Source organism: Kribbella sp. CA-293567 (assembly GCF_027627575.1).
In the GTDB taxonomy this organism is placed as follows: Bacteria; Actinomycetota; Actinomycetes; order Propionibacteriales; family Kribbellaceae; genus Kribbella.
Window position 1 is genome coordinate 6,258,546 of the sequence record NZ_CP114065.1, and the last position, 26,458, is coordinate 6,285,003.

At 67.4% G+C, this 26,458-nt stretch carries 25 protein-coding genes and 2 pseudogenes; 18 read left to right on the forward strand and 9 right to left on the reverse strand.

The window, feature by feature from the left end:
- Positions 1-45 precede the first annotated feature (45 nt).
- Both OX958_RS28970 and OX958_RS28975 read left to right on the forward strand, forming a co-directional pair.
- Positions 46-723 carry a TIGR03089 family protein gene (locus OX958_RS28970; protein ID WP_270133088.1) on the forward strand — a complete coding sequence of 226 codons (678 nt, stop codon included), beginning with the start codon at positions 46-48 and terminating at the stop codon, positions 721-723.
- Positions 724-1,521 (forward strand): SDR family NAD(P)-dependent oxidoreductase, encoded by a 798-nt coding sequence (locus OX958_RS28975; protein WP_270133090.1) that lies wholly within the window; start codon positions 724-726, stop codon positions 1,519-1,521.
- Positions 1,522-1,633: 112 nt separating this feature from the next.
- Here OX958_RS28975 and OX958_RS28980 read toward each other — a convergent pair whose 3' ends face one another.
- A complete protein-coding gene (locus OX958_RS28980; protein ID WP_270133093.1) occupies positions 1,634-2,290 on the reverse strand; it encodes a TetR/AcrR family transcriptional regulator in 657 nt (218 codons plus the stop codon).
- Between the two features lie 16 nt (positions 2,291-2,306).
- Here OX958_RS28980 and OX958_RS28985 point away from each other — a divergent pair, with 16 nt between their 5' ends.
- On the forward strand, positions 2,307-3,206 hold the full coding sequence (locus OX958_RS28985) for an SDR family NAD(P)-dependent oxidoreductase (RefSeq protein ID WP_270133095.1): 900 nt from the start codon (positions 2,307-2,309) through the stop codon (positions 3,204-3,206).
- Positions 3,207-3,277: 71 nt separating this feature from the next.
- Positions 3,278-3,598: a nuclear transport factor 2 family protein gene (locus tag OX958_RS28990; protein ID WP_270133097.1), complete on the forward strand. Its 321-nt coding sequence runs from the start codon at positions 3,278-3,280 to the stop codon at positions 3,596-3,598.
- Positions 3,599-3,744: 146 nt separating this feature from the next.
- Here the strand turns inward: OX958_RS28990 and OX958_RS28995 are convergent, their stop codons facing one another.
- Entirely contained in the window at positions 3,745-4,953 is a 1,209-nt protein-coding gene (locus tag OX958_RS28995) for an SGNH/GDSL hydrolase family protein (RefSeq protein ID WP_270133098.1), read from the reverse strand.
- Positions 4,954-5,272: 319 nt separating this feature from the next.
- Here OX958_RS28995 and OX958_RS29000 point away from each other — a divergent pair, with 319 nt between their 5' ends.
- On the forward strand, positions 5,273-6,595 hold the full coding sequence (locus OX958_RS29000) for a bifunctional o-acetylhomoserine/o-acetylserine sulfhydrylase (protein ID WP_270133100.1): 1,323 nt from the start codon (positions 5,273-5,275) through the stop codon (positions 6,593-6,595).
- 184 nt (positions 6,596-6,779) lie between these two features.
- On the forward strand, positions 6,780-7,835 hold the full coding sequence (metX, locus tag OX958_RS29005) for a homoserine O-acetyltransferase MetX (protein WP_270133101.1): 1,056 nt from the start codon (positions 6,780-6,782) through the stop codon (positions 7,833-7,835).
- On the opposite strand, the gene galE is transcribed toward metX, so the two are convergent.
- Entirely contained in the window at positions 7,832-8,785 is a 954-nt protein-coding gene (gene galE / locus OX958_RS29010; RefSeq protein ID WP_270133104.1) for a UDP-glucose 4-epimerase GalE, read from the reverse strand. The genes metX and galE overlap by 4 nt on opposite strands.
- Positions 8,786-8,877: 92 nt before the next feature.
- On the opposite strand from galE, the pseudogene OX958_RS29015 reads away from it, so the two are divergent.
- The 3 genes and pseudogenes from OX958_RS29015 to OX958_RS29025 all read left to right on the forward strand — a co-directional run.
- Positions 8,878-9,141, forward strand: a pseudogene (locus tag OX958_RS29015) (tyrosine-protein phosphatase); the annotation flags it as partial.
- Positions 9,142-9,202: 61 nt separating this feature from the next.
- Positions 9,203-9,658, forward strand: coding sequence for a tyrosine-protein phosphatase (locus OX958_RS29020; RefSeq protein WP_270133105.1), 456 nt, complete (start codon positions 9,203-9,205; stop codon positions 9,656-9,658).
- 149 nt (positions 9,659-9,807) lie between these two features.
- A complete protein-coding gene (locus tag OX958_RS29025; protein ID WP_270133107.1) occupies positions 9,808-11,757 on the forward strand; it encodes a glycosyl hydrolase family 8 in 1,950 nt (649 codons plus the stop codon).
- A gap of 71 nt (positions 11,758-11,828) precedes the next feature.
- Here OX958_RS29025 and OX958_RS29030 read toward each other — a convergent pair whose 3' ends face one another.
- Positions 11,829-12,851 carry a YihY/virulence factor BrkB family protein gene (locus OX958_RS29030; RefSeq protein ID WP_270133109.1) on the reverse strand — a complete coding sequence of 341 codons (1,023 nt, stop codon included), beginning with the start codon at positions 12,849-12,851 and terminating at the stop codon, positions 11,829-11,831.
- A 124-nt stretch (positions 12,852-12,975) separates the two neighbouring features.
- Between OX958_RS29030 and OX958_RS29035 the strand changes: the two genes are divergently transcribed.
- A complete protein-coding gene (locus OX958_RS29035; protein ID WP_270133111.1) occupies positions 12,976-13,263 on the forward strand; it encodes a YiaA/YiaB family inner membrane protein in 288 nt (95 codons plus the stop codon).
- Between the two features lie 539 nt (positions 13,264-13,802).
- Positions 13,803-14,057: a hypothetical protein gene (locus OX958_RS29040; RefSeq protein WP_270133113.1), complete on the forward strand. Its 255-nt coding sequence runs from the start codon at positions 13,803-13,805 to the stop codon at positions 14,055-14,057.
- Between the two features lie 154 nt (positions 14,058-14,211).
- Here the strand turns inward: OX958_RS29040 and OX958_RS29045 are convergent, their stop codons facing one another.
- Together OX958_RS29045 and OX958_RS29050 are read right to left on the reverse strand one after the other, a co-directional pair.
- A complete protein-coding gene (locus tag OX958_RS29045) occupies positions 14,212-14,706 on the reverse strand; it encodes a beta-class carbonic anhydrase (protein WP_270133115.1) in 495 nt (164 codons plus the stop codon).
- Between the two features lie 343 nt (positions 14,707-15,049).
- Entirely contained in the window at positions 15,050-16,765 is a 1,716-nt protein-coding gene (locus OX958_RS29050; RefSeq protein ID WP_270133117.1) for a metallophosphoesterase, read from the reverse strand.
- A gap of 90 nt (positions 16,766-16,855) precedes the next feature.
- On the opposite strand from OX958_RS29050, the gene OX958_RS29055 reads away from it, so the two are divergent.
- The 3 genes from OX958_RS29055 to OX958_RS29065 all read left to right on the forward strand — a co-directional run bounded on the left by OX958_RS29055 (position 16,856) and on the right by OX958_RS29065 (position 19,145).
- Positions 16,856-17,746 (forward strand): ABC transporter permease, encoded by an 891-nt coding sequence (locus tag OX958_RS29055; RefSeq protein WP_270133119.1) that lies wholly within the window; start codon positions 16,856-16,858, stop codon positions 17,744-17,746.
- A complete protein-coding gene (locus OX958_RS29060; protein WP_270133121.1) occupies positions 17,739-18,500 on the forward strand; it encodes an ABC transporter ATP-binding protein in 762 nt (253 codons plus the stop codon). The genes OX958_RS29055 and OX958_RS29060 overlap by 8 nt, the downstream gene beginning before the upstream one ends.
- Before the next feature lie 108 nt (positions 18,501-18,608).
- Positions 18,609-19,145, forward strand: coding sequence for a DUF3291 domain-containing protein (locus OX958_RS29065; RefSeq protein ID WP_270133123.1), 537 nt, complete (start codon positions 18,609-18,611; stop codon positions 19,143-19,145).
- A 1-nt stretch (position 19,146) separates the two neighbouring features.
- Here the strand turns inward: OX958_RS29065 and OX958_RS29070 are convergent, their stop codons facing one another.
- From OX958_RS29070 to OX958_RS29080, 3 genes are all read right to left on the reverse strand, one after another.
- A complete protein-coding gene (locus OX958_RS29070) occupies positions 19,147-19,842 on the reverse strand; it encodes a hypothetical protein (protein WP_270133126.1) in 696 nt (231 codons plus the stop codon).
- A gap of 79 nt (positions 19,843-19,921) precedes the next feature.
- A complete protein-coding gene (locus OX958_RS29075; RefSeq protein WP_270133129.1) occupies positions 19,922-20,956 on the reverse strand; it encodes a glycosyltransferase family 2 protein in 1,035 nt (344 codons plus the stop codon).
- 7 nt (positions 20,957-20,963) lie between these two features.
- Positions 20,964-22,451 (reverse strand): LCP family protein, encoded by a 1,488-nt coding sequence (locus tag OX958_RS29080; protein ID WP_270133131.1) that lies wholly within the window; start codon positions 22,449-22,451, stop codon positions 20,964-20,966.
- A gap of 353 nt (positions 22,452-22,804) precedes the next feature.
- Here OX958_RS29080 and OX958_RS29085 point away from each other — a divergent pair, with 353 nt between their 5' ends.
- From OX958_RS29085 to OX958_RS35415, 4 genes and pseudogenes are all read left to right on the forward strand, one after another.
- Positions 22,805-23,674 (forward strand): S1 family peptidase, encoded by an 870-nt coding sequence (locus tag OX958_RS29085; protein WP_270133133.1) that lies wholly within the window; start codon positions 22,805-22,807, stop codon positions 23,672-23,674.
- 329 nt (positions 23,675-24,003) lie between these two features.
- Positions 24,004-26,079, forward strand: a complete 2,076-nt coding sequence (locus OX958_RS29090; protein WP_270133136.1) for a spermidine synthase — start codon at positions 24,004-24,006, stop codon at positions 26,077-26,079.
- Entirely contained in the window at positions 26,072-26,389 is a 318-nt protein-coding gene (locus tag OX958_RS29095) for a hypothetical protein (protein ID WP_270133137.1), read from the forward strand. Before OX958_RS29090 ends, OX958_RS29095 begins: the two co-directional genes overlap by 8 nt.
- Positions 26,356-26,457: pseudogene (locus OX958_RS35415) on the forward strand (phosphotransferase); the annotation flags it as partial. The gene OX958_RS29095 and the pseudogene OX958_RS35415, both read left to right, overlap by 34 nt.
- Position 26,458 lies beyond the last annotated feature (1 nt).

Consider the following 26,458-nt stretch of genomic DNA (forward strand, 5'->3'; position numbering starts at 1 on the left):
TCCTGGCCCGCGAGCTCCGGCCTCGGTTGAACGTAGGGTTGCGGCGTGACCCTTCCTGAGTTGTTCGGCGCCGCGGTACGGCGGGACGGCGCCAACCCGCTTCTGACCTACTACGACGACGTCACCGGCGAGCGGATCGAGCTCAGCGCGGTCACCACCGCGAACTGGGTGGCGAAGACCGCCAACCTGCTCGTCGACGAGTACGACCTGGAGGCCGGCGAGACGGTCGCGATCGGGCTGCCGCCGCACTGGCTGGGTGTCGTCTGGGCGCTGTCGGCCTGGTCGGCCGGCGCCGAGGTGACCACCGGCGAGGGCACGGTCGCGATCACCGGTCCGGACTTCGCCGTCCGCGGCACCCGCGAGACGATCGCCTCCGCGCTGCTCCCGTTGGGTGGGCGGTTCCGCGAACCGTTGCCGGCCGGCGTCCACGACTACGGTGCCGAGGTCTACAACCACCCCGACCTGTTCGTCCCGTTCGACCCGCCGCAGGCCGACGCACCGGCGTACGACGGGAAGACGCACGCCGAACTGATCGCGGCGGCCGCACCGATCAGCGATCGGGTCCTCACCACCACCTCGCTCGTCGTCCCGGCCGGGATCGGCACGCTGATCGGCGTGATCGCCGGCGGCGGCTCGATCGTGCTGTGCCGCAACCTGGACCCCGCGAAACTCGAGCGCCGGGTCGCGGACGAGAAGGTCGACCGAGTACTGGAGGAGCTCTAGATGCAGCGGTTCGAGGGCAAGGTCGCGCTGGTCACCGCCGGCGCGCAGGGCATCGGCGCGGCGGTCGTCCGGCGGATCGCGGCCGAGGGTGGCTCGGTGGTGATCACCGATCTGCAGCAGGACAAGATCGAGGCTCTCGCCACCGAGCTCGCCGACTCGGCCGGTGACGTGATCGCCGTACCGCTCGATGTGACGGTGCGCGAGCAGGTCGACGCCGCCGTCGCGGCGACGATCGAGCGGTTCGGCCGGCTCGACGTACTGGTCAACAACGCCGGCGGCTGCATCGTCAGCACGGTCCCCGAGGACACCACCGACGAGGGGTGGCACCGCCAGCTCGACCTCACCCTGGTCGGCGCCGCCCGCTGCATCCAGGCGTCCCTGCCTCACCTGGTGAAGTCCCACGGCAACGTGGTCACCATCAGCTCCGTCAACGGCCTGGCCGCCTTCGGCAACATCGAGTACGCCGCCGCCAAAGCCGGCCAGATCGCGATGAGCCAGAACTTCGCCGCCCGCTACGGCAGCCTCGGCGTCCGCTTCAACGTGGTCGCCCCCGCCACCATCCGCACCCCGGTCTGGGACCACCAGCCCCAGGCCCTCGACAACCTCAAAGGCCTGTACCCGCTGGCCCGCATCGGCGAACCCGAAGACATAGCCGCCGCAGTAGCCTTCCTGGCCTCCCCCGACGCAGCCTGGATCACCGGCCACACGCTTCCGGTCGACGGCGGCGTACTGACCGGCCCAGGCTTACTCGACCTGACGCCGAGCGGCCCGTTCCGCAAGGACTACCCCACGGACTGACCAGCTCGTGACGCTACGCGTCACCTCGCTTGCCCCGGATGCGGAACGGCATCGAAGACTCCCTCCGCACTGGGCGTTCGAGCCCCGACGCTGCGGACCTCTCCCTGGCCCGTCAGCGGGCCAGACGGTCGAGCAGTTCGGCCAGTAGTGCGTTTTCTCCTGGCGTGAGATCGCCTGAGTCGTCGCGGAGCATCGCGCCCAGCGTGAGCGCGGCACTTGCACGGGTCGTCAGGGCGCCTTCCGCCGTGGAGTTCAGCACCCCGGCCAGCGCCGCCTCGCGGACGCGTTCAGACAAGGCGAAGTCCGGGTCCGGCTGCGTGATCAAGGTCAGCGTCACACCGACGTTCGCGGCAAACACCTGCTTGGCGGCGTCTTCCGCCGGCACCTTCAGCAAGCCCTTCAAGGCCGCTTCGCTGAACCTTTCGCGCAACGCGGCGTGTGCCGGAGCGGTGACGGCACAGGGCTTTCCAGGCTCGGCGCGCCCATAGAGCAGGGCGTAGAACGACGGGTGCTCCAGTCCGAACCGCACGTGCCTGTCCCACCCCTCGCGCAGGTCGCCGAGCGGGTCGCCGGAGCTCTCGACGGCCGTGTACTGAGTGAAGCCGTGATTCGCCACGGCGTCGATCAGACCCTGCTTGCTGCCGAAGTGGTGGTACAGCGTCGGCGCCTGCACGCCGGCCCGTTCGCACACGGCCCTCGTGGACACCGTGCCGGTGCTCTGCAGTAGCTCCGCTGCGGCGAGCAAGAGCCGATCCCGCGTGTTTTGCATGTTGCTATATTAGCCCATGTATCGCTACATTGACATCTATAGCGATACACAAGCCGTTATAGCAAGGGAGATGTCCGTGAGGACTTGGTTCATTACTGGTGGCACGCCCGGAGGATTCGGCCTGACCTATGCCGAGGCCGCGCTGGAACAGGGCGATCGGGTGGTGGTGACCGCCCGTCGGCCCTCTGAACTGCAGAAGTGGGCTGAGCAGTACGGGGACGACCGGGTGCTGGTTCTGCAGCTCGACGTGACCGACGCAGATCAGGTACGGGCGGCGGTCAGGACGGCGGAGGAGCGGTTCGGTGGGATCGACGTGCTGGTCAACAACGCCGGCCGAGGCTGGTTCGGCTCACTCGAAGGCGCCCGGGACGACGTGATCCGCCGCACGTTCGACTTGAACCTGTTCGGCGTGGTCGAGGTGGTGCGTGCGGTTCTGCCGGGAATGCGGGCCCGTGGCAACGGCTGGATCGTGAACATGTCGTCGGTGGCAGGCCTCGTCGGCGCCCCTGGGTTCGGCTACTACGCCGCGGCGAAGTTCGCTCTCGAAGGGCTGTCGGAAACACTGCGTCACGAGGTCGAGCCGTTCGGGGTGCGAGTGCTTGTCGTGGAACCGGGAGCGTTCCGCACCAAGGCCTATGCCGGCTTCCAGGACGAACCAGTCGACGAGACCGTCGATGCCTATGTGCCGATGGTCGAGGCCGTCAAGGCGGCGTTCGTGGACCAGAACGGCAAGCAGGCGGGTGATCCCGTGCGAGGCGTGCAGGCCACGATCACCGCGATGAACGCACCCGTCCCACCGCAACGGATCGTGCTCGGCAATTCCGGTTACGACACCGTTGTCGCCATGCACGAGAACGCACTCACAGAGCTGCGCGAGAACGAGAAGCTCTCGCGGAGCGCGGACTTCCAGTACTGAGCCGTACCCCGTCGACTGAGCGAGCTGCGTTGACCCCAACGCCAGATCACCAACCAGAAAAGGACACGATCATGAGCATCATTCTCCCGAAGGCCATCGAGAACTTCGTCGCAGCCGCCAACGCCCACGACACGGAGGCGCTGCTGGCGGTCTTCAGCGACCCAGCGACCGTGTTCGACGACGGGAAGACCTACACCAGCGGAGCCGAGATCCGCGAGTGGATCCAAAGTCACCTGATCGAGCCCAAGATCGTGACCACGCCGATCTCGTTCGAGAACAATCGGCTCGTCGCCTCGGGCGCCGGTCAGTTCCCCGGGAGCCCGTTGACGTTCGCGTTCACCTTCGCCACCAAAGACGACCTGATCACGGACCTGTCGATCGAAGCCGCCTGAACGACACGCGCCCGGCCGGAGCAGCATCTAGGTCTGCCCGGTACGTGCACAACGACAGGCAGTAGCGCCATTCCCACAGTCAGCCCCCGCTCAGCAAACAGCCCGTTGCACCCGAGAAGGGGACTACTGCCTGTCGTTATGCACGCTTAGAGTGTCGCGAGGTCCAGGGTGTCTGCCATTGCGCGATAGCCAAGGGCGTTGGGGTGCAAGTGGTCGCCGCTGTCGTACCCAGGACTCAGGCGGGTCGGGTCGGCGGGGTCGGCCAGGGAGCTTGCGAAGTCGGCGGTTGCGTCGAACTCGCCGCTGGTGCGGATCCACGTGTTGACCGTGGTCCAGAGCTGTTCGCTGCGGGCGGTGTGCGCCGTGGCGCCACGGAACGGTGGGATGGTGACGCCGATGATGCGGATGCCTCGGGAGTGGGCCTCCTGGATCAAGGTGCGGTAGCCGGCGATCAGTTGGGCGGAGGTGATTGCCGGGACTTCCGTCGAGCCGATGTCGTTAACGCCGATCAGGACGATCGCGGTGGTGATGCCGGGCTGGTCGAGTACGTCGCGTGCGAAGCGGGCCAGGCCGCGTTCGCCGGAGCAGGCCGAGTCGGTCAGTAGACGATTGCCGCCGAGTCCAGCGTTGAGTACCGGCATCGGCCGACCAGCCGCCGCGAGTCGCCCTGCCAGCAAATCGGGGTAGCGCCGACCAGGTGTGGTGCGATAACCGTTCGTCACGGAGTCACCAAAAGCCACCACCCCGCCCTCACCCGATGCAACGGTGTCCACCCCCGCCAGGAAGTACCAACCACCCCCACTCTCCCGGTACGCCGCTCCGCTGGCGTCCTCCCGCTGATCACCAGCCGCCCGGTACGACGCCCCGATCGCGCCGTACTCGTGAAAGGTCGCCGGCCCCGTGGCCTCCGCGAAATACAAAGTCACGGCCAACCGCACACCACTACCCATCGCAGGCAAAGCGATGGCGTCGCTGGCAACCTGCGCCCCGACCGCAACACTCACCGCCCCGGCTCCCCCGAACTTCACCGCCCGCGTTGATCCAGACTCGACACCAGCGCCCTCAGCGGCCCTGGCCACGGTCGCGCCGGTCACCCTGAGCGGCCGGTCGCCGTACTGGTTGCTGAGCCGGATCCGGAGCTTCGCGCCACCCGCGGTCAGCCTGACGATCTGCCGCACCGACTGGTCGGCGAATCCCTGCCGCGACCAGTTCGGATTGGCATTCGGCCGCTGCATCGCTGTCAGCCACGCCGCTCGCCAACTCGTCGCCTGACCGGTCGCCGCCGCGGAATGCGAGGACGGCACCGCCGCGACCAGCAATCCGGCCAACCCCAGAAAATCCCCGCTACGCCGCACGCTCGACTCCTCCGGATCGTGTCTCCCCCATCTGATGCGCCGGGCACGGGCAAAGTTGCGGGCCCGCGTTCCAGCTCGACGCGTCTGGACCGGCTGTTCAGCATGTGGACGATGACCCGGGGTGAATGTCTAGTGACGTTATCGTTTTTTCCATGAGGGCGGTCCGTCAGCGGCAGCCCCGGGACTCCAGGAGCTGCCATGACCGAGTGTTGTTGCCGCTAGCACCTGTTGTGAGCTGAAACCCTTCACGTCATCAGGCTTCGGCCGATCGCCCACGGGCGGGTCGGCGTGCCGTCGTACCCGAGAACAGGACCGTCGCATGACCGAGAACACCCCCAGCTGGTCGTTCGAGACCCGGCAGATCCACGCCGGCCAGACCTCCGACCCGACCACCAAGGCGCGGGCGCTGCCGATCTACCAGACCACGTCGTACACCTTCGACAGCACCGATCACGCCGCCAGCCTGTTCGGGCTGCAGGAGTTCGGGAACATCTACACCCGGATCCAGAACCCGACCCAGGACGCCGTCGAGCAGCGGATCGCCAGCCTGGAAGGCGGCACCGCGGCGCTGCTGGTGTCGTCCGGTCAGGCCGCCACCTCGCTCGCCCTGCTCAACATCGCCGAGGCCGGCGACCACGTGGTCAGCAGCCCGAGCCTGTACGGCGGCACCTACAACCTGTTCCACTACACCTTCCCCAAGCTCGGCATCGAGGTCAGCTTCGTCGAGGACCCGAGCGACCTGGAGTCCTGGAAGGCCGCGATCAAGCCGAACACCAAGGCGTTCTTCGGCGAGACGATCGCGAACCCGAAGAGCGAGATCCTCGACATCGAGGGCATCGCCGGCGTCGCCCACGAGTACGGCGTACCGCTGGTCGTCGACAACACCGTCGCCACGCCGTACGTGCTGCGCCCGCTCGAGCACGGCGCCGACGTCGTCGTGCACTCGGCGACGAAGTACCTGGGCGGCCACGGTACGGCGATCGCCGGCGTGATCGTGGACTCCGGCAAGTTCGACTACGCGCGGAACCCGGAGCGGTTCCCCGGCTTCAACCAGCCGGACGACAGCTACCACGGCCTCACCTACGCGACCGCGCTCGGCGTCGGCTCCGACCTCGGCAACCTCGCCTACATCCTCAAGGCGCGGGTGCAGTGGCTGCGTGACCTCGGTACTGCGGTGTCTCCGTTCAACGCGTTCCTCATCTCCCAGGGCCTGGAGACCTTGTCGCTGCGGATCGAGCGTCACCTGGACAACGCGCTCAAGGTCGCGCAGTGGCTGGAGGCCCGCGACGAGGTCGACAGCGTCGCCTACGCCAGCCTGCCGTCCAGCCGGTACCACGAGCTCGCGCAGAAGTACACGCCGCGGGGCGCAGGTGCCGTGGTCGCGTTCGAGATCAAGGGTGGTGTCGACGCGGGCAAGCGGTTCGTGGACGCGCTGCAGCTGCACAGCCACGTCGCCAACATCGGCGACGTCCGGTCGCTGGTGATCCACCCCGCTTCGACGACGCACAGCCAGCTGTCCGCCGAGGACCAGCTCGCTTCCGGCGTCACCCCCGGACTCGTCCGGCTGGCCGTCGGCCTGGAGCACATCGACGACATCCTGGCCGACCTCGAGGTCGGTTTCGCCGCCGCCAAGTCCGCCTGACCGCCCGATGACCCAGGATCGCCCGACTGCCTCGACCGTCGATGCCCGGGGGCGGGACATCGGCGGGGAGGCGGCCAGTCCCGGCAGCACGCCGGGAGCTCCTCACGCACCAGGTCAGGTGGCCGGTGCGCGGGGAGCGGGCGGTCCTGATCACGCATTCGGCGGCTGGCGCCCCGGAGACCCGGTGGCCGACCGGCTCTTCGCACCGATCGGTGACCTGACGCTCGAGTCCGGCGCGCGACTGCCCGCAGTACAGGTGGCGTACGAGACCTGGGGACGGCTGAACGCCGCCCGGGACAACGCCGTCCTCATCTGCCATGCCCTCACCGGGGACGCACATGTGGTCGGTCCCACCGGCCCCGGGCAACCGACCCCGGGCTGGTGGGACGGCCTGATCGGCACCGGCCGGTACGTCGACCCCGCCGACTGGTTCGTCGTCGCGGCGAACGTTCTGGGCGGCTGCCAGGGCACCACCGGCCCGTCGTCCCCCGCCCCCGACGGCAAGGCCTGGGGCAGCCGGTTTCCCGCGATCACGATCCGGGACCAGGTGGCCGCCGAGGCGGCCCTCACCGATCATCTCGGGATCGACCGTTGGGCCGCCGTGATCGGTGGCTCGATGGGCGGCATGCGAGCGATCGAGTGGCCTCTGCTCCACCCGGACCGCGTCGGTACGGCGATCGTCCTCGCATCGACCGGCTACGCGTCCGCCGAGCAGATCGCCTGGTGCTCGCCACAGCTCGCGGCGATCGAGCAGGACCCGGCCTGGCAGGGCGGCGACTACTACGGCACCGGGACGGCGCCCGTGGGCGGCCTCGGCATCGCGCGCCGGATCGCGCACGTGACCTACCGCTCGGAGTACGAGCTCGCCACCCGCTTCGGCCGTACGCCGCAGGGCGACGGGCGATTCGCCGTCGAGTCCTATCTCGACCATCACGCCGGCAAGCTGTCCGCCCGTTTCGACCCCGGCTCGTACGTCGTCCTGACGCGGGCGATGAACAGTCATGACATCGGCCGTGACCGTGGTGGTCTGGCAACTGCCTTGCAGGGCTTGAGATCGCGCCTCGTCGTCGCCGCCGTCGACTCCGACCGCCTCTACCCGAGCCGCCTGTCCAGCGAACTGATCGACGCCCGCCCGGACACCGGTCCACTGCACCTGATCAAGTCCCCCTACGGCCACGACGGCTTCCTGATCGAGCTCGACCAGGTCGGCGCCCTGGTCGCGGAGACGCTGAACAGCTAGGGCTTCGGCCAGGCCTCCCACGCGGTCGCGAACATCTCGTCGACGGTGTGGGTGTTCTTCCACTCCAGGTCGCGGGCGGCGAGCTCACCGGAGGCGACCACGCGGGACGGATCGCCCGGGCGGCGAGGGCCTTCGGTGGGGGTGAAGTCGATGCCGGTGACGCGACGGGCGGCGTCCATGATCTCGCGCACCGACGTACCGGTTCCGCTGCCGAGGTTGTAGACCGGCTCCAGAGCCTTGCCCTGGTTGAGGATCCGCGCCGCGGCGACATGGGCGCGGGCGAGGTCGGCGACGTGCACGTAGTCCTTGACCGAGGTGCCGTCCGGGGTCGGGTGGTCGGTGCCGTAGATCTGCGGGACCTTGCCCTGGGTCAGCAGGTTGCAGACGATCGGGAACAGGTTGTACGGGCTGGCGTCGTAGACCGAAGGGTCACCCGAGCCGACGACGTTGAAGTAGCGCAGCGAGGTGTGGTTGAGCGCGGTCGCCTTGGCTTGATCTCGCAGCAGCCATTCGCCGATCAGCTTCGTCTCGCCGTACGGGCTCTCCGGCGCCGGGGTGGTCTGCTCGGTGACGACCTCGTCCTTCGGCGTACCGTAGACGCCGGCGCTGGAGGAGAAGACGATGTTGCCGACGCCCTGCTCGGCCATTGCCTCGAGCAACGAAATCATCGCGGTCACGTTCTGGGTGTAGGTGTGCAGCGGGCGCTCGACCGAGACGCCGGCGTACTTGAAACCACCCAGGTGCACCACGCCGGTCACGCCTTCGAGCGCGCGCCGGGTGGCGTCGGCGTCCAGCAGGTTCGCGTGCGTGAACGGTACGCCGTCCAGCAGGAACTCGGCCTTGCCGCTGGACAGGTCATCGATCACCGCGACGTCGATCCCGTCAGCCTGGAAGGCGCGCACCACGTGCGCTCCGATGTACCCGGCCCCGCCAGTCACCAGCCATGTCATGTCCAGATTCTCCCATCGAGGTGCCTTCGAGCCCTGCGGTGAACTCCCCATCATTTAACCACACAAATCAACATTTTCGCACGTAAATATTCATGACTACGCCAGCCGAAGCACCGGTACATTCGACGCACTCGAACTTCAGGACCCCCGGAGGCCCGGTGACCGTCGACCGCCATCTCGACTGGCCTGCCTGCCGCAACGCCCGCGACCTTGGCGGGCTCCCGACTTCGGACGGCGGCACGATCCGGACGGGCGCGCTGATTCGCTCCGACTGCCTGCAGTTCCTCACTCCCGAAGGCGTCGAGACCGTACGGCGTACCGGCGTGAGCCGCGTCATCGATCTCCGCTCCCAGCCCGAGATCTCCACCCACCCCACTCCGTTCACCACCGACCGACCCGATCACCCTGAACATCCCGTTGCTGGACCCGGCCGACCCCCAGAACCACACCACCATCGTCGGCGCCTGCACCCAGATGCTCGACCGCCACCCCACCCGCTTCGCCGAAGCCCTCCACGCCATCGCCGAAGCCCCACCCGGCCCCGTGATCGTCCACTGCTACGGCGGCAAGGACCGCACCGGCGTACTGGTCGCCCTGGCCCTCCTCATCGCCGGCGTCCCCGAACCCGAGATAGTCGCCGACTACGCCCTCACCCAGTCCCGCCTGGCCGGCATGCTCGCCGAACAACTGGCCGCCGAACCCGACGAATCCCTCCATCCGCGGATGATCGAGTACCACGACACCCGCCCCGCCTCCCTCACCGCGATCCTGCGCCACCTCGACACCCAGTACGGCGGCTCCTTCCCCTACTTGACCCAAGCCGGCCTCTCTACCCGAACCTTCGACACCCTCCGCGCACGCCTGGTCTGCTGAGCGCGCACTCATTCGAACCGGTTATCACTGCGTCGAGGTCTTGCACTCCTTCGAGCGGGGCTTTACCTTCAGCTAATCGTTAGGAAGGTTTCCTAACGGTCAAGGCAGCTGCAGCTCCTTTCACCGCCACCGCCCGGAGGACACCGCTGATGTCGTACCTACTTCGAGGGCTGACCGCTGCCGCGGTTGCCACCGCCCTGTTCGCCACCACTGCTCTGGCCAGGATGGATTCGCCGGCCGCCGCTGCCGTCGAAACCCTGCTGTCCCAGGGGAAACCCGCAACCGCGTCGTCGATCGAAGGCAGTGGCTTCGAGGCATCGAAGGCCGTCGACGGCAACTCCGCCACCCGGTGGGCCAGTACCGAGGCCCACGACCCGGAGTGGATCCGGGTCGACCTCGGCGCGGCCGCGAACATCACGCGGGTCAAGCTGAACTGGGAAGCCGCCTACGGCAAGACGTACAAGATCCAGACCTCGGCCGACGGCTCGACGGGCTGGACCGACGTCTACTCGACCACGACCGGCAACGGCGCGATCGACGACCTCACCGTGTCGGGCAGCGGCCGGTACGTCCGCGTCTACGGCACCGCCCGCGGTACGACGTACGGCTACTCGCTCTACGACCTGGAGGTCTACGGCTCGAGCGACGGCGGCACCGGCGACACCACGCCGCCGAGTACTCCGAGCGGTCTTGCAGCCACAGGCACCACCTCCAGCAGCGTTTCGCTGGCCTGGAGCGCGGCGACGGACAACGTCGGCGTCACCGGCTACGTGATCTCCCGCAACGGGGCCGAGATCGCCACCACCGGCACCGGTACGACGTACACCGACACCGGCCGCTCCGCGTCGACCAGCTACACGTACACGGTCAAGGCCCGTGACGCGGCGGGCAACACCTCCGGTGCGAGCAACACGGTCACCGCGACCACCCAGGCCGGTACCGGCGGCGGACCTGCCGTTCCGTTCGGCAGCCACCAGTTCCCGTACGCCGCGGGCATGCTCAAGCCGTCGGGCAGTCAAGCGACGCTCGACCAGAAGGTGGTCGAGTACTACCAGAAGTGGAAGGCCGCCTTCGTCAAGCAGAACTGCGGCAACGGCTGGTACCAGGTCATCTCGCCGGACGCCGACCACCCGTACGTCGCCGAGGCGCAGGGCTACGGCATGGTCATCACCGCCACGATGGCAGGCGCCGACCCGGCCGCCAAGACGATCTTCGACGGCCTGACGAAGTACATGCTGGCCCACCCGTCGGTGCACAACGCCGACCTGCTGGCCGCTGAGCAGAACTCCTCCTGCCAGAGCGTGAACGGCTCCGACAGCGCGACCGACGGCGACATGGACGTCGCCTACGGCCTGCTGCTGGCCGACAAGCAGTGGGGCAGTGCCGGTACCTACAACTACAAGCAGCTCGCGATCAGGCACATCAACGCGATCCGGGCCAGCGAGATCAACCCGAGCACCAACCTGCTCAAGCTCGGCGACTGGAGCAGCTCCGGCGACCAGTACTACTACATCTCCCGTACGTCGGACTGGATGATCGACCACTTCCGCGCCTTCAAGGCCGCCACCGGCAACTCGGCCTGGGACACCATCCGGACGGCGCACCAGAACGTCATCACCTCCCTGCAGGCGAACTACGCCTCCGGCACCGGCCTGCTGCCTGACTTCGTGATCAACACGAACTCCACCCCGAGGCCGGCCACCGGCCAGGTCCTGGAGGCCCCGAACGACGGCGCCTTCTGGTGGAACGCCTGCCGCGACCCGTGGCGCATCGGCGCCGACGCCGTCACCAGCGGCGACGCCAAGTCCCTCGCCTCGGCCCGCAAACTCACCACCTGGATCAAGTCCAAGACGGGCGGCAACGTCAACAACATCGCCATCGGCTACCAGCTGAACGGAACCCAGATCTCCGCCGGCAGCGACCCGTCGTACTTCGCGCCCTTCGCCGTCGCCGCCATGACCGATCCAGGCAGCCAGGCCTGGCTCGACTCCCTCTGGAACAAGATGCTGGCCACGCCCGTCGACACCAGCAGCTACTACGCCGCGAGCATCCAGCTCCAGGTGATGATCACCGCCACCCACAACCACTGGGTCCCGTAACCCGCCCCCGGCCCCGCGCGATCCGGCTCTTCGCCGGGTCGCGCGGTGCTGTTTCCCCACCCAGCTTCACGTCAGCTGTCGGCGGGTTCTTCCGGGTCGGGCTTGCGGCCGCGGCCCGGGCGATGCTCGAAGGTGACGGCGATCGTCTCGGACGACTTGTGCCGTTGCGCCTGCGCGTACATCGCGTACGCGCGATGGTCGGCCGGCGTGAGGTCGACCGCCGAGTCCGTGAAGAGTGCCAGCAGCGAGCGCGGGTAGAGGCGGTGGGCGATGACCGAGTTCAGCTCGGCGCCGATCACCGCGATCACCGAGGCAGCGTAGATCAGACCGATCAGACCGAGGGTCAGCGCGAAGACGCCGTTCACCTCGCTGGCCTTGGCCAGTACGTGGTCGACGTAGATCCCGCCGAGACGTTCGAGCAGGTGCCAGCCGACGGCGGTGAAGAACGCCCCCGGGAGGATCTTGCGCAACGCCGGGCGCGGCCGGGCGCCGGGACGCAGGCACAGGGTCAGCATCGCGGTCAGGACCAGCACGGAGCCGATCGACACCAGCCAGCCCATCCCCTCGGCGTACCCGCCGGGAAGTGATCCCTGGCTGCCGGCCAGCACGGTGAGGGTCGCGAAGCTGAGCACGGTGACGCCGGCCAGCGTCAGCAGCGCGCCGGACCGAAGCCGGCCACGGAACGGGTTCAGCCGGCCGTTCCGGGGAATCCCCCAGGTCACGTTGACGGCGTTCTGCACGGCCTGGCCGAGCCCGATGATGCCGTAGATCGCGGTCAGCGTTCCGACGATCACCGCGCCCGTACTGCCTTCCAGCCCCTGCGGCGTGGCGAGCTGGGTGCCGACGATCGGGAACTCCTTGAGCGCCGACTCCAGCACCGCCTTCTGCAGATCCTCGTTGCCCTGCAGGAAGAAACCCAGCACCGAGGACGAGATCAGCAGCAGCGGGAAGATCGCCACGAACGCGTAGTACGTGACGATCACGGCGAGGTAGCTGCCCTGGTCGTCGAAGAACTTGTAGACCACGGCCAGCGGAAACCCGAGTCGCCGACGCCGCCGCTGGACGGAGTCCACCCGCCGCGCCAAGGTATTCACCTGTCCAACGGTACGGGCCCGGTACGCCGCTGCCGCGCCACCACCCCGGCAGCCGCGTTCGCTGCACCCGCGTTGAGTAGTTCGACTCATGCGGCGGCCGGCACCTCGCGCCGACGATGAACCCATGACGAAACCGATCCAGCCCTCGCAGACCCAGGCGTTCTACCTCCAGGCGATCCTGTCCTTCGGCGTCTCGATCACCGCCATGACCATCGCGATCGTCTACCTCCCCGCCGCCGGCTGGATCCGCGCCTTCCTCGCCCTCGGCCTGCTGTACCTCGTCACCTCCACCGTGACGCTGTGCAAGGTCGTCCGCGACCGCCAGGAACTCTCGGTCGTCACCAACCGGGTGGACCAGGCCCGCCTCGACAAACTCCTCGCCGACCACGACCCGTTCAAGGTCGAGGTCTGACGACTTCGAGCGCGACACTTGCGACGAGCCACCTCCAGAGGCTTCCAGTCCACATGCCAGTGGTACAGCGTTGTTGTCGCGCTGGTTAAGCGAAGATGATCGTCGTCGACGATCGCCGGCCCGTTCGATAACTGTCCCGTGCGTTGACGATTGGCTCAGCTCTGGCGCCGATAGCGTTAACCGAAGCGACGTCGACCAGATCGGTCTATCGCCTGGTCATCAAGCGCTTGAGAGCACTACCCAAGGCTTGACCGGTCGGCTGGCAGCTCCGTGGCGTCCGATCATCGCAGAATTTCACAGCGATGCGCTGTAACACTCATGACTCATGACGCGATACACGGTCGTGCGGGGAGCCCGGCTTCGGCAGATAAATCGATCAGCAAATCTATCTCTTGGAGAGATCAGAAATGCCTCGAATGCAACAACGGTGCCGCGACAGCATGCCATGGGCAGCAAGTTGGCCAAGCGTCAAGCCACGGTTCCCAGCACAGATTGTTCAGCGATGAGTTTCACCACACATTCCGATGGAGGTTCAATCAGTGGCAGTACCGAAAGTTCTGACGGTCAAGCTGGAATTCAAGTTGACCGAACGCAAGAATAAGACCGATAGACTTAAAGCTGCCTACCAGGCGGCAGTCGAGGCAGCCATAATTGCAGCACAGAATGAACTGCTCGACGACAGCATCGAAAGTGTTGACAGCCGAATGGGCTTCGAATACCGCTGGTTGGAATCAAGCCAGACTGTGCAGGTTGAACTTCCAGCGACAGAGTGGGACGACGAGAACGAGGAGTAGGCAGCCCCAACTTCGTACGTTAATAGGACGCTTCAGCTTGTCGACTGCCGCACGCCTTTGTCGATTCGCAACTCCTATCTCTAAGTTTTAAGCTTCAGGTTGACCATCTGAATCGCCTGTCGCGACAAGCTCGACAGGCGTTTCAGGTTACGGACTAGTTCTTCACCTCGCGGAGACGGCCGGTCTCCACCTCGTAGACGAAGCCGCGAACCGAGTCCTTCACGGGGATGAAAGGGTCGGCCGCGATGCGCTGGAGCGACTGGCGGACGTCCTCGTCGAGATCGGCGAAGGCCTCGGCGGACCAGTCGGGCTTGAGGCCGGTCTCGGTCTGGATCGAGGCCTTGAACTCGTCGTCGGTGAAGGTGAGCATGCCGCAGTCGGTGTGGTGGATCAGGATGATCTCCTTGGTCCCGAGCAGCCGCTGACTGATCGCGAGGCTGCGGCGCTCGTCGGCGGTGATGACGCCGCCGGCGTTGCGGATGACGTGGGCGTCGCCTTCGTCGAGCCCGAGCAGGCCGTAGGGGTTGAGGCGGGCGTCCATGCAGGCAACCACCGCGACGTGCTTCGCGGGAGGCAGCGGAAGGTCGCCTTTGTCGAAGGTCGCCGCATACTGCTCGGCGTTGGCAAGCAGTTCGTCGGTCACGCTCATGGTCCAGGCCTCCGGGTAAAGTTTAGTAAGAAGATAGACAAAGGTAACTTTTTCCCGGGATGCCGAAGAGGAGTCTCAGTTGGCGGACGGCGGACGGCGGACGGAGGCGCGTGGACAGGCGTTTCTCGGCGGGGTCCAGCACTGCAGTTGCAGGCTTGACGCGTTGACCTCTGGTCACCAACACGCGCAACCACGCAGGTACGCCGCGCCGGGCTGACCGCCGCAGGTTCGGCGACGGAGGAGCCGGCTTGAAGGGTGGGTGGGAGCTAGCGGAGGTGAGCGCGACGCAGGAGCGACCGCCGGAGCAGGCGCGGGAGCGACCGCCGGAGCAGGCGCGGGAGACTTACAGGACAGCAGTCGTATCGGTCCCCGGCAGCGTCGTCCCGCGCGGCACCTCGATCGGCGGTTCGATCAGCGCAGCCCGCAACGTCGGCCCGTCCGGGATCAGCCATGGGGTTTCCGGGGAACCCGACGGATCGGCTTTCCACGCGTGGCAGACCTTGGGCACCTTCAGCGGATAGATGGTCAGATCTCCCGCCCGGTTGATGTGCATCCGCAGGAATCCCTTGTAGTCCTCGATGCTCTGCCCGGCGAACAGCTCGTTCATGTTGAAGCCGAACTTCCCCGCGATCAGCAGGTACGCCGCGACCAGTTCGGCGTCCACGAAGCCCACCAGTACGGGCGTCACCACCAAGGCGACCAGCACCGTGATCCAGTCGGCCGCGTCCTGGCTGAGCCGGAAGAGCACTGCGGCCCAGGCGATCATCAGGGCCAGATGGGCCAGCGAATGCAGGAAACCTGCGAAGGCGGCGGCCCAGCCGCTGCGGACCAGCCCGAAGCGGGAGAACAGAACGCCGGCGACGACGGTGAGCGCAACCCCGAAGGCGGCCGGGGTCCAGGCCGCGAGGAGGTCGAAGATGCCGTTCGGCTCAGCAGCGAGGCCGAACTGGACGAGTAGCGCCAACACGGTTTGCAGCGCGGCCGTCAACCCCCAGAAGCCGGGGTTGCGGAAGGGAAGCTTGTAGATCCCGCGCGCCAGTCGTTTCGACTCGCGCGCCTCGGGATAGGTCTGCTGGTTGTCGAAGGTGGCGACCTCGTTGACGTCGGCAACGCGCGAGACCTTCGGCGGCAGGGTGAGCGACGAAGGCAGCAGGTGGGTCGCCGAGAGGAAGGCGCCGCCTCCACCGCTGGTGATGCGCTGACCGCTGCCGTCGCGTTCGGCGTACCGGGCGTAGTGGTGCGAGTCCCCTGACAGCATCACCCGGGTGACCCCGCCGAGCGGCCGGATGATCTCGCGGTCGAAGAAGCGAATGGTGTCGTACTCGTGCGTTTCGCCACCGGCGCCGGCGTGCACCCACGCGGGCGTCGGCGTACAGAGGATGACCGCGTCGCCCTTCTGCATCGAGGCGAGTGCGTTGCGGAAGTAGTCGAGTTGCGGCGCGTCGATGTACCCGCTGAACTGGGTGTCGACGGCAACGAGCCACCACCGCTGCGGCAGGTTGATCGCGAAGTAGCTGCGGCCCTGCTCGGTCTTCCAGCCGCCGACGTCGCGCTGCTGGGCGAAGACGCGCAGGAATGCCGTCAGACCGTCGTACCAGTCGTGATTGCCGGGCAGGGCGAACAAGGTCGGCGGGTCGGCCGGCTCCGGCAGGGCGGCGCGGTACGGGCCCTTCGTGCGATCCTCGTACGCCGTCGACGACGCGGCCGGGTAGACCTCGTCGCCTCCCATCACCAGCAGCGACGCGCGCGGCAGGCGCAACCCGTCGACCGGCTCGAGTTCAGGGGCGGCCAGCAACGAAGCCACCGTGTACGTCGCGTCGAACCCGTCCCCCAGATCGGCGACGAAGTCGAACCACAACTCCTCGGTGCCGTGCTGATAGTGGTCGGCGGGCAACGAACTCTGCAGCTCCCGCTTGTCGGCGTACGCGCCGAAGATGCCTGACAGCACAGCCTTGATGCCGATACTGCTGAGCACGGACGGCAGCAACCAGCGCACTGGTCCCCGGATGCGGAATCCGAGCTCTTCCTCGGACAGATCAGAAGGGCGGCTCTGCTTCACCCGACCACGCTAGTGCGGTTCCGGGGCCACCGCGACAGGGACCGGCCCGCCGATGTGAAGCTCGGTGCACCGGGCCGATAGATTGCTCGCATGTCCACTACGGCCGGGCCGGCCGAAAACGCCGACCTGGCGGCGCTGGCAGCACGACATGGCCTGACCAGAAGCTCCGCGAGACCTCCACTCGGCGGCTATCTGCGTGAGCTGTGGGGACGCCGGCAGTTCATCGTCAGCTACGCCCGTGCCCGCACCTACTCCATGTACGCCGGCGCGCGGCTCGGCTCGATCTGGCAGGTGCTCACGCCGCTGATGAACGCGGCGGTCTACTACCTGGCGTTCGGCGTCCTGCTGGGCACGAAGAACGGCATCGACAACTACGCCGCCTTCCTGATCTGCGGCATGTTCGTCTTCACCTACACCCAGCGCTCGATGACCGAGGGGTCGCGCGCGCTGGCGCTGAACATGTCGCTGATCCGCACCCTGCACTTCCCGCGGGCGACGCTGCCGCTGGCCTACGTGCTGAACGAGCTGAACCAGATGGCCGTCTCGATGGGCATCGTGTTCATCCTGGTCGGCGTGACCGACGGGCTCAGCTGGAGCTGGTTCCTGGTGGTGCCCGCGCTGCTGCTGCAGACCATGTTCAATCTCGGTATGACGTTGATCTTCGCCCGGATCGGCACTTTCGTGTCAGACATCAGCCAGTTGCTGCCGTTCGTCACCCGGACCTGGCTCTACGCCTCCGGCATCTTCTTCTCGATCCCCGACAAGCTCCGCGATCTCGACGCGCCGGGATGGGTGATCCACCTGCTCGCGCTCAACCCGATCTCGGCGTACATCGATCTGGTCCGCCGCGCCCTGCTGGACGGCCACGAGCGCAACGCGCTGCCGAACGCGTGGCCGATCGCGGCGGGGTGGGCGGTCGTCGTACTGGCCGGCGGGTTCGTGTTCTTCTGGCGCGCGGAAGACAGGTACGGCCGTGGCTGAGCAGATTCCGACGGTGATCGCGGACCATGTCAACATCATCTACAAGGTGATCGCGGGGCAGGGCGGCAAGGGCACCGCGGCGACCGCGTTCCGGCGGATCCTGAAGCGTCAGGACCGGCCGACGATCCGCGAGGTGCACGCGGTCAAGGACGTCACGTTCACGGCGTACAAGGGCGATGCGATCGGCGTGATCGGGCGCAACGGGTCCGGCAAGTCGACGCTGCTGCGCGCGATCGCCGGGCTGCTGCCGCCCGCCTCCGGCGCGATCTACACCGGCGGGCAGCCGTCGCTGCTCGGCGTGAACGCGGCGATGATGAACGACCTGACCGGCGACCGGAACGTCGTCCTCGGCTGCCTGGCGATGGGTATGTCGCAGGCCGAGATCGCCGCGCGGTACGACGAGATCGTGGAGTTCTCCGGCATCGGCGACTTCATCGACCTGCCGATGTCGACCTACTCGTCGGGGATGGCGGCGCGGCTGAAGTTCGCGATCGCGTCGGCGAAGACCCACGACATCCTGCTGGTCGACGAGGCGCTGGCGACCGGGGACGCGGAGTTCCGGGTCCGGTCGGAGCAGAAGATCAAGGACCTGCGGTCGGAGGCAGGCACAGTCTTCCTGGTCAGCCACAGCCTGGACGTCGTACTGGACACCTGCAACCGCGCGATCTGGCTGGACAAGGGCGTCCTGCGGATGGACGGGGATGTGCGCGAGGTGGTCGGGGCGTACAACCGCGAGGCGACTGCCGCGAGGTAGTTCGCCCTGTCCGAGAGGCCATTTCAGCAAGGGAAAAGCAACTTCGACAGCGCCTGCGGCGCGGGCTACCTTCTCTGACGTTCGGCGTCCAGCCAGCGAAGGAGACGCATGCCCCAGCTTGCTCTGTACACGTTCGGCGTCCTGAAGTCGCCTCTCACCGATCCAGCACCTGCTACGCGGGAGTTCCACGCGAGCGGCGGGTCCGTCTACGGGGAGGTCGGCCGGCAACCTGGATACATCGCTCATGCTCAAGCGGCCGACCGCAGCCTGGGCACGCAGACCGATTTCGACTCGGACTGGGGCGAATGGGGAGAGTTCGCTGTTCCGGCCTGGTACCGGAAGGGCCGCACCGCGGAGACCATCGCGCTGGCGGCGACCCTCTCACTCTGGACCGATCTGCCATCCGCCTTCGGCTTCGTCTACGCCGGTCTGCACCGCACGGCGCTCAACCGGCGCTACGACTGGTTCGAGAAGACGGGACACCCGGGGCACGTGTTCTGGTGGGTCGCCGAGGAGATGGTCCCCACCTGGCAGGACGGGGTCGCCAAGCTGGAACACCTGCACGACCACGGCTCCACGCCGTACGGGTTCACCTTCCAGCACGCCTTCGATCCCGGCGGCGGGCGCACTCTGAAGATCAGCTAGGTCAGCCGGCCGCGTCTTCAAGCCTCGAGGTCGCCTTCGACAGGGTGCTGACGAACAGGGCCTCGCTGTACGAGTCGCCCATCTGAAGGCGGAGCACCCCGCCACCTCGAACGGCCCATCCGACATGCATCCCATACCGGAAGCCGCTTGTCTCTTCGAAATGTACTGCAACGACATCGCTCAGCCCGCCAAGCGCCACCTGCCTGGCGGTGAAGGTCGACTCTTCACCGGTCGGATAGGTCAGCTTGAATGCTGAGCATCTCGACAGCGTGTCCGCGACGCGCTGGACGATTCCTCGTTGCGTTACCGGCCACGTGGTGACCGTCTCGGAGATGCTGAAATCTGTCGCCGAAGTGAAAGTAACTCCCACCTTCTTCAGCGGTGCGCCCCGTTCGTGCAGCGGATGCAGGACTACCACGCACTCCGCCGGATCGTAGCTCCCGGTCTTTTCCGGCCGAGAAGGCTCTTCTGTGGCCTTACCGCCAGTCCAGCCCGCAGGAAGATCCCGCAGAGTGAGCAACGCCTTCTTGGCTTGCAGAAGCGACATAGGCGCCACCGACGTCTCGACAGGTTGCGTCGCCGACGGAGTGCTCGGTGCCGTCTTCTGATCGTCGATGGCTGCAGGCTCGGTAGTACAGCTGGCCCCGGCCAGTACTAGTGCGGTCAAGACAGCTGGGGCGAGGATCAGCCGACGCATGTGAGTTCCTTGGAGTATCCAGGCCGCCGGCCCCAGCCATCGCGAGCCGCGACGGAGGAGGCGCGAAGCGGGCGTAGTACTAGGCCGAAGCAGGAGCCCCGGGGGCCGTGGCGGGCGGGGCCGGGCGTTCCTGGAGGCCGATCAGGAAGCCGAGGCCCCAGGAGACGTGCATGGTGGCGCAGATCAGGGGGAGCCAGAAGAGGGCTTTCCAGGGGAGGTAGCGGCCTTCCATGGCGGAGCCGACCAGCAGGAGGAGGGCGTAGCCGAGGGGAGCCAGGAAGCCGATGTCGAGGATGCTGATGCCGGTGGCGAGGCCGACGATGCCCATGATGGTGCCGAGGGCCAGCAGGACGACCGCTACCGGCGGGGCCAGGTAGCGCTTGTTTGCGGTCTCCGGGTGGCGGCGGATGACCTCGCGGCGCCACTGGCCGGTGTGGAAGAACTGTTTGGCGACGTCCTTCAGCGAGGAGCGCGGGCGGTACGTCACCGACAGGTCGGGGCTGAACCAGATCAGGCCGCCGGTCTTGCGGATGCGGTAGTTGAGCTCCCAGTCCTGTGCCCGGTGCATCGACTCGTCGAAGCCGCCGACCCGCTCCAGCGCGGCGCGGCGGAAGACGCCGAGGTACACGGTGTCCGCCGGACCGGCCTTGCCGCCCTGGTGGAAGGTGGAGGCGCCCAGACCGAGCCGCGACCGGTAGGCGCAGGCCACGGCCATCTCGATCGGCGTCCGGCCCTCGGCCGCCATCACGCCGCCCACGTTGTCGGCGCCGCTCTCGTGCAGCACCTCGACCGCGCGGGTGATGTAGCCCTGGGTCAGTACGCCGTGCCCGTCGACCCGTACGACGATGTCGTGGCGGGCGTGCGAGATCCCGGTGTTCAGGCCGGCCGGCGTCTTGCCGGTCGGGTTCGCGACGATCGTGATCCGCTGGTCGGCCGCGGCCAGCCGGGCGGCGATCGCCTGGGTTCTGTCCTTGCTCGGACCGATCGCGAGCACCACCTCGAGCTCGCCGGGGTACTCCTGGTCGAGTACGCGACCTACGGCCTCTTCGAGGTGGCGTTCCTCGTTCAGCACCGGCATCACGACGGAGACGGGGGGCCAGGAAGACAAGGACATGTTCAGGTCAGGCCTTACAGATCGAAGCGACGTCGTCGACGTCGTTACCGGGTTTGGACGGGGTGCTGCTGCTCTTACCGGGCTTGGTGCTGGTGCTGCTCGGCTTCTTCGGGGTGGTGGTCGTGCGGGGGTTACTCGGGGTGTTCGTGGTCTTACCGTCTCCGTCATCGGACGACTTGTCCAGCGCTTCGGACTTTCCGATCGCCTCGGCCACCTTGGTCCGGATCAGCTCGAAGTCCGGGTTACCGGTCCTGATCAGCGGCGGGACCGCGGAGAAGCTTGACACCGGCAGCTTCTTCGAGTCCAGCGCGAGATCGGTGAAGGTGCCGAGGTCACTGGCCGGGATGTCGGTGTTGACCACCTTCTTGCTCGCCTTCGCGATGCCCTGGAACTTGACCAGCACCGTTTGCGGTGACAGCTGGTTCAGCATCGCCGTCATCACGCACTTCTGCCGGGTCATCCGCTCGTAGTCTGTCGCACCGGCCCGTGACCGCGCGAACCAGAGGGCGTGGTACCCGTCCAGATGCTGGTTGGCCCCCGGCTCGATGTACCCCTTGATCGGTGAACCGATGCCGCCGATCGGGACCCGCTTGCCGACGTCCAGGGTGATCCCGCCGACCGCGTTCAGCAGGTCTCGGAAGCCGGCCAGGTCGATCAGCACGTGGTAGTTGACCTTCAGTCCGGTGATCCCCTCGACCGCCTGCATGGTGGCCGTGACGCCGGGGTTCGGATCGCCGGGGAACAACGCCGGGTGCTCGGCCGCGTAGGTGTAGACACCGTTCAGCAGGCAGTTCTCGGCGCAGTCCTTCCACCGGAACCCCTCGGGGAACTCCTTGTTCATCGGCGTACCGGCCGGGAACGGCACCCTCGCCATGTTGCGCGGCAGGCCGATCAGTACGGTCCGGCCGGTGTTCGCGTCGACGCTGGCCAGCGTGATGCTGTCCGGCCGGGTGCCGACCCGGTCGGTGCCCGAGTCGCCGCCGAGCAGCAGCACGTTGTACCGGCCCTTGTCGGCGTCGGACTTCTTGCCGTTGCCGAACACCGACGCGACGAAGTCACGCTGGGTGGAGACGATCGTGCTGCCCCAGATCAGCGCGCCGACGACCAGCACGATCAGCGCGCCGTCCAGGATGCTGAAGGTCAGCCGGTGCTTGCGCTCCAGCGTGAGCGGCCGGCCGAGCCGGTAGGCGTCGACGAACAGCGCCGCCCAGCCGATCGCCAGCAGGATCAGCAGGATCTGGACGAACCGCAGTGTGGTCGGCGAGACCATCAGGTTGATCGCCCCGGCCCGCCAGATCAGCGACAGCACGACGACGAAGACGACGACCGCGAAGATGCCGGCCAGCACCCGCCAGGCCCAGCGGCCCGCCTTCTTGCTGCCGACCGCGATCTGCGCGGATCCGGGCAGGATCAGCGTCATCAGCAGCAGCGTCAGCGCCCGCCTGAACCGCACCGGTTCGCTGAGATTGCGCAGGTCTTTGCTGTCCTGCGGCATGGTCCCTTCCGTTCTCCCGTGGCATGGACGACACCACCCTCTCAGGTGCGCCGACATGCCTCCTGTCCCCCGTCCTCACCGGGTACGACGTACCGGAGGAGGTCATGGTTCGAGCCGGGCGGATCCGGAGACGAAGGGTAACAGGAGGCTCACCCACTGCAGGCGCCGACCAGCCGTAGGGCCGAACGGGCGTTGCCGCAGGTTTACCCCTGTACTCCGGCGCGGAGGGTCGTTTTCACGCCTTGGTGATGGTCACGGCACCCGATGTTCCGATACGAAGAGTCCTGGGCCGGTTACGGCCCGCTCGCACCGCCCCAGACTGCGAGCACTCCAGTGAGGACAGGAAACCGCCCATGAGACTGTTCCGTACCCTTGCCGCGACCACCGTCGCGTTCAGCGCCGCGCTGCTCGGTGGCAGCCAGGCACTCGCCGTCGAGGCCGCACCCCAGGCCTCCGCCCCGGCCGCCGTCGCCGCACCAGGCGCCGACTACACCGGTATCGCGGCACTCAGCAACTGCTCCGGCTCGCTGGTCCGGTACGCCGAATCGCTGGCGACCGACCCGGCCCTGATCCTCACCAACGGCCACTGCTACGAGGGCGGGATGCCGAGTCCCGGCCAGGTGATCGTCAACCGGTCCTCCTCCCGTTCGTTCACGTTGCTGCGGCCCAGCTCCAGCAACGCCGGTACGGTCCGGGCCAACCGGGTCCTCTACGCGACGATGACCAAGACCGACGTGTCGCTCTACCGGCTGACCGAGAGCTACGCCGCGATCAAGAACCGGCTGAACGTCACCCCGCTGACGCTGGCCAAGCAGGCTCCCGCCGCCGGCGCCGGCATGGCGGTCGTCTCCGGCTACTGGAAGCGCATCTACACCTGCTCGGTGCAGAGCACCATCCCCGAGCTGCGCGAGGCCGGCTGGGTGATGAAGAGCTCGATCAAGTACCGCCAGCCCGGTTGCCAGACCATCGGCGGCACCTCGGGTTCGCCGATCGTGAGCACGTCGACCGGTGAGGTGATCGGCGTCAACAACACCGGCAACGAGGACGGCGGCCGCTGCACGATGAACAACCCGTGCGAGGTCGACGCCGCCGGCAACATCACCGTCGACCAGGGCGCGGCGTACGGCCAGCAGACCTGGTGGCTCTACACCTGCCTCACGGCGACCCGCACCCTCGACCTGAACAAGTCCGGCTGCCAGCTGGCGAGGCCCGCCATTCGCTGACAACCGCCGGCGGCCACCCTCAGTTGTGGGGGTGGTCGCCGGTGCTTTTGCCCCACCCGTGCTCACATCGCGCGCCGCCGCGTTGAGCCCGCCCGAACCACAGTTGGAACAACGCGATGCTTCTCCTGCTCGCGTTGCATAGGTGAGCCAACCTGTTGCCCGCCGCAAACGCCGGAGTGATGCCGCAGGATCCGCGACCCACCACCGTGGTGCCGGGTGGGCGCAACGCCCGCACCCCGCGATCCGAGTACGGGTGGGTCAAAACCTCAGACCCAAAAAAACCAGCAAGGGTGATGTAGACCACACCTGATCCGGTATGGTCCCCGCCCATGGCAGTCGACTCGTCTACCCCCGGTCAGGTCAGCGCTCCGGCTTGGCACAGTCCCTTCGCGGTGCGGCCGCGCCTGGTGCTCGCCAGCGCGCTGATGTTGTTCCTCGAGCTGGCGCTGATCCGGTGGACCGGGTCCAACGTCGTCCACCTCAGTTACTTCTCGAACTTCGTGCTGCTCGGCTCGTTCCTCGGCATCGGGATCGGGATCCTGCGGTCCAGCCGGGCGAAGCAGTTGCCGTACTACTCGCCGATCGCGCTCGGTCTGCTGGTCGCGGTGATCGCGTGGAAGCCGGTCACGGTCAACCGGGGCAACTCGTCGAGCGTCATCTACTTCACCAGCCTGGAGACCACCGGTCCGCCGACCTGGGCGATCCTGCCGATCGTCTTCATCGCCGCCGCGGTGATTCTGGCCGGTCCGGCCGAGCTCGTCGGCCGCTGCTTCGGCGAGCTGCCGCGGCTGACGGCGTACCGGTTCGACCTGATCGGCAGCCTGGCCGGCATCCTGCTGTTCACCGGGTTGTCGTTCCTGGGCGCGCCGCCGATCTGGTGGGGTGCGATCGTCACCATCGCCTTCCTGGCACTGATGGTTCCGCAGCAGAAGGCGACCGCGACCGCGCTGAGCGCCGCGCTGGTGGCGTCGCCGCTGCTGGTGATGGTCGGCGTGCTGTTCCACGAGTCGACGCGGCCGGAGAACAGCTGGTCGCCGTACTACAAGGTGCAGACCTCCGGGTACGACTGGCAAGGCGTACCGCTACTGACGATCACGGTGAACGGCGTACCGCACCAGCAGGCGATCCCGGCCGACTCGCGGCTGCAGTGGGAGCCGCAGTACGGGTTGCCGTACGAGCGCGCCAACGCGGGCAAGGCGCCGAAGAACGTGCTGATCATCGGCGCGGGTTCGGGCTCCGACGTCGCGATCGCGCTGAAGAAGGGCGCGGAGCACGTCGACGCGGTCGAGATCGACCCGGAGATCCGCGACATCGGCAAGGCCAGGCACCCCGACCGCCCGTACCAGGACCCGCGGGTGACGTCGTACATCGACGACGGGCGGGCGTTCCTGTCCCGGACGGACAAGAAGTACGACCTGATCCTGCTCGCGCTGCCGGACTCGCTGACGCTGGTCAACGGCGCCAGTTCGCTGCGGCTGGAGAGCTACCTGTTCACCCAGCAGGCGTTCGAGAGCGCCAAGGAGCACCTGGCTCCCGGCGGCGCGTTCGCGATGTACAACTACTACCGCGAGACCTGGCTGATCGACCGGCTCGCGTTGACGGCGGAGAAGGCTTTCGGGCACAAGCCGTGCGTGGACAAGGTCGGCGACGACCTGCAGCAGGCCGTGGTGACCGTCGGACTGACCGAGAACGACCAGACCTGCGGCACCGCATGGGCAGGCAAGACGGCGATCACGCCGCCGCCCGCCACCGACAACCGGCCGTTCCTCTACCTGTTCACCGACCGGATCCCGTCGCTCTACCTGGTGACGCTCGGCCTGGTGCTGCTGGCCGGGCTGATCGGCGTCGGGATAGCGGGCGGCGGTTCGTCGTACCGGCGGATGCGCCCGTACGCCGACCTGTTCCTGCTCGGCGCCGGCTTCATGCTGCTGGAGACGAAGAGCATCACCGGGTTCGCCCTGCTGTTCGGTACGACGTGGGTGGTCAACGCGATCGTGTTCGCCGGGGTGCTGGTCGCCGTCCTGGCGGCCGTCGAGGTGACGCGGAGGTTCAAGACCCCACCGGTCAAGGTGATGTACGTCGTCCTCGGCGCGGGGTTGCTGCTGAGCTGGGTGTTCCCGGACAGCTGGCTGCTGTCGATGCCGGTCGGCCTGCGGGCCCTGGTCGCCGTGGTGATCGCGTTCACCCCGATCTTCGCCGCCAACGTGATCTTCGCGAAGCGCTTCACCGACACCGCCGACGGCACGGCCAGCTTCGGTGCCAACCTGCTCGGCGCGATGCTCGGCGGCTGCCTCGAGTACGCCGCCCTGCTGATCGGCTTCGACGGTCTGTTGATCATCGCCGCCCTGCTGTACGTCGGCGCCTTCCTGCTCCGGCCGAAGGGCTCGCCGGTGGTCCATGCCTGATCCCCTCGTCTTCGTCGACGAGTTCTTCGTCAAGCACCCCACCGAGATCCTCGCCGCGGAGCTGGTCGGTGTCGACGCGGAAGCCCGGTACTGCGACCACCCGTCACTGCTGATGACGCTGCTGCCTGGTGTCGTGCACGTGGAGGAGCCGGGGTCGGCCGAACGAGCAGTGCTACTGGCCGAGCAGCTCGCCGCGATCCATCGGGTGACGGTCGATGCCAGACCTCGCGAGTACCAGGCGTGGTCTTTCTGCACCGGGACTTCCATCCGAGCAACGTGTTGTTCGACGGCGGTCGGGTCAGCGGCGTAGTGGATTGGGTGGAGACGTCCTGGGGACCGGCCGACCTCGACGTCGCGCATTGCTCGACAGCGCTCGCGT

Excerpts from the sequence above, each read along its gene's own strand:
- OX958_RS29090 (WP_270133136.1), top strand. The coding sequence starts at position 24,004 with ATGGCAGTCGACTCGTCTACCCCCGGTCAGGTCAGCGCTCCGGCTTGG.
- OX958_RS29065 (WP_270133123.1), top strand. The coding sequence starts at position 18,609 with ATGCCCCAGCTTGCTCTGTACACGTTCGGCGTCCTGAAGTCGCCTCTC.
- OX958_RS28985 (WP_270133095.1), top strand. The coding sequence starts at position 2,307 with ATGTATCGCTACATTGACATCTATAGCGATACACAAGCCGTTATAGCA.
- OX958_RS29080 (WP_270133131.1), bottom strand. The coding sequence starts at position 22,451 with ATGCCGCAGGACAGCAAAGACCTGCGCAATCTCAGCGAACCGGTGCGG.
- OX958_RS29070 (WP_270133126.1), bottom strand. The coding sequence starts at position 19,842 with ATGCGTCGGCTGATCCTCGCCCCAGCTGTCTTGACCGCACTAGTACTG.
- OX958_RS29055 (WP_270133119.1), top strand. The coding sequence starts at position 16,856 with ATGTCCACTACGGCCGGGCCGGCCGAAAACGCCGACCTGGCGGCGCTG.
- galE (WP_270133104.1), bottom strand. The coding sequence starts at position 8,785 with ATGACATGGCTGGTGACTGGCGGGGCCGGGTACATCGGAGCGCACGTG.
- OX958_RS28980 (WP_270133093.1), bottom strand. The coding sequence starts at position 2,290 with ATGCAAAACACGCGGGATCGGCTCTTGCTCGCCGCAGCGGAGCTACTG.
- OX958_RS29025 (WP_270133107.1), top strand. The coding sequence starts at position 9,808 with ATGTCGTACCTACTTCGAGGGCTGACCGCTGCCGCGGTTGCCACCGCC.
- OX958_RS29085 (WP_270133133.1), top strand. The coding sequence starts at position 22,805 with ATGAGACTGTTCCGTACCCTTGCCGCGACCACCGTCGCGTTCAGCGCC.
- OX958_RS29075 (WP_270133129.1), bottom strand. The coding sequence starts at position 20,956 with ATGTCCTTGTCTTCCTGGCCCCCCGTCTCCGTCGTGATGCCGGTGCTG.
- OX958_RS29035 (WP_270133111.1), top strand. The coding sequence starts at position 12,976 with ATGACGAAACCGATCCAGCCCTCGCAGACCCAGGCGTTCTACCTCCAG.
- OX958_RS28975 (WP_270133090.1), top strand. The coding sequence starts at position 724 with ATGCAGCGGTTCGAGGGCAAGGTCGCGCTGGTCACCGCCGGCGCGCAG.
- OX958_RS28990 (WP_270133097.1), top strand. The coding sequence starts at position 3,278 with ATGAGCATCATTCTCCCGAAGGCCATCGAGAACTTCGTCGCAGCCGCC.
- OX958_RS29000 (WP_270133100.1), top strand. The coding sequence starts at position 5,273 with ATGACCGAGAACACCCCCAGCTGGTCGTTCGAGACCCGGCAGATCCAC.
- OX958_RS29095 (WP_270133137.1), top strand. The coding sequence starts at position 26,072 with ATGCCTGATCCCCTCGTCTTCGTCGACGAGTTCTTCGTCAAGCACCCC.
- OX958_RS29045 (WP_270133115.1), bottom strand. The coding sequence starts at position 14,706 with ATGAGCGTGACCGACGAACTGCTTGCCAACGCCGAGCAGTATGCGGCG.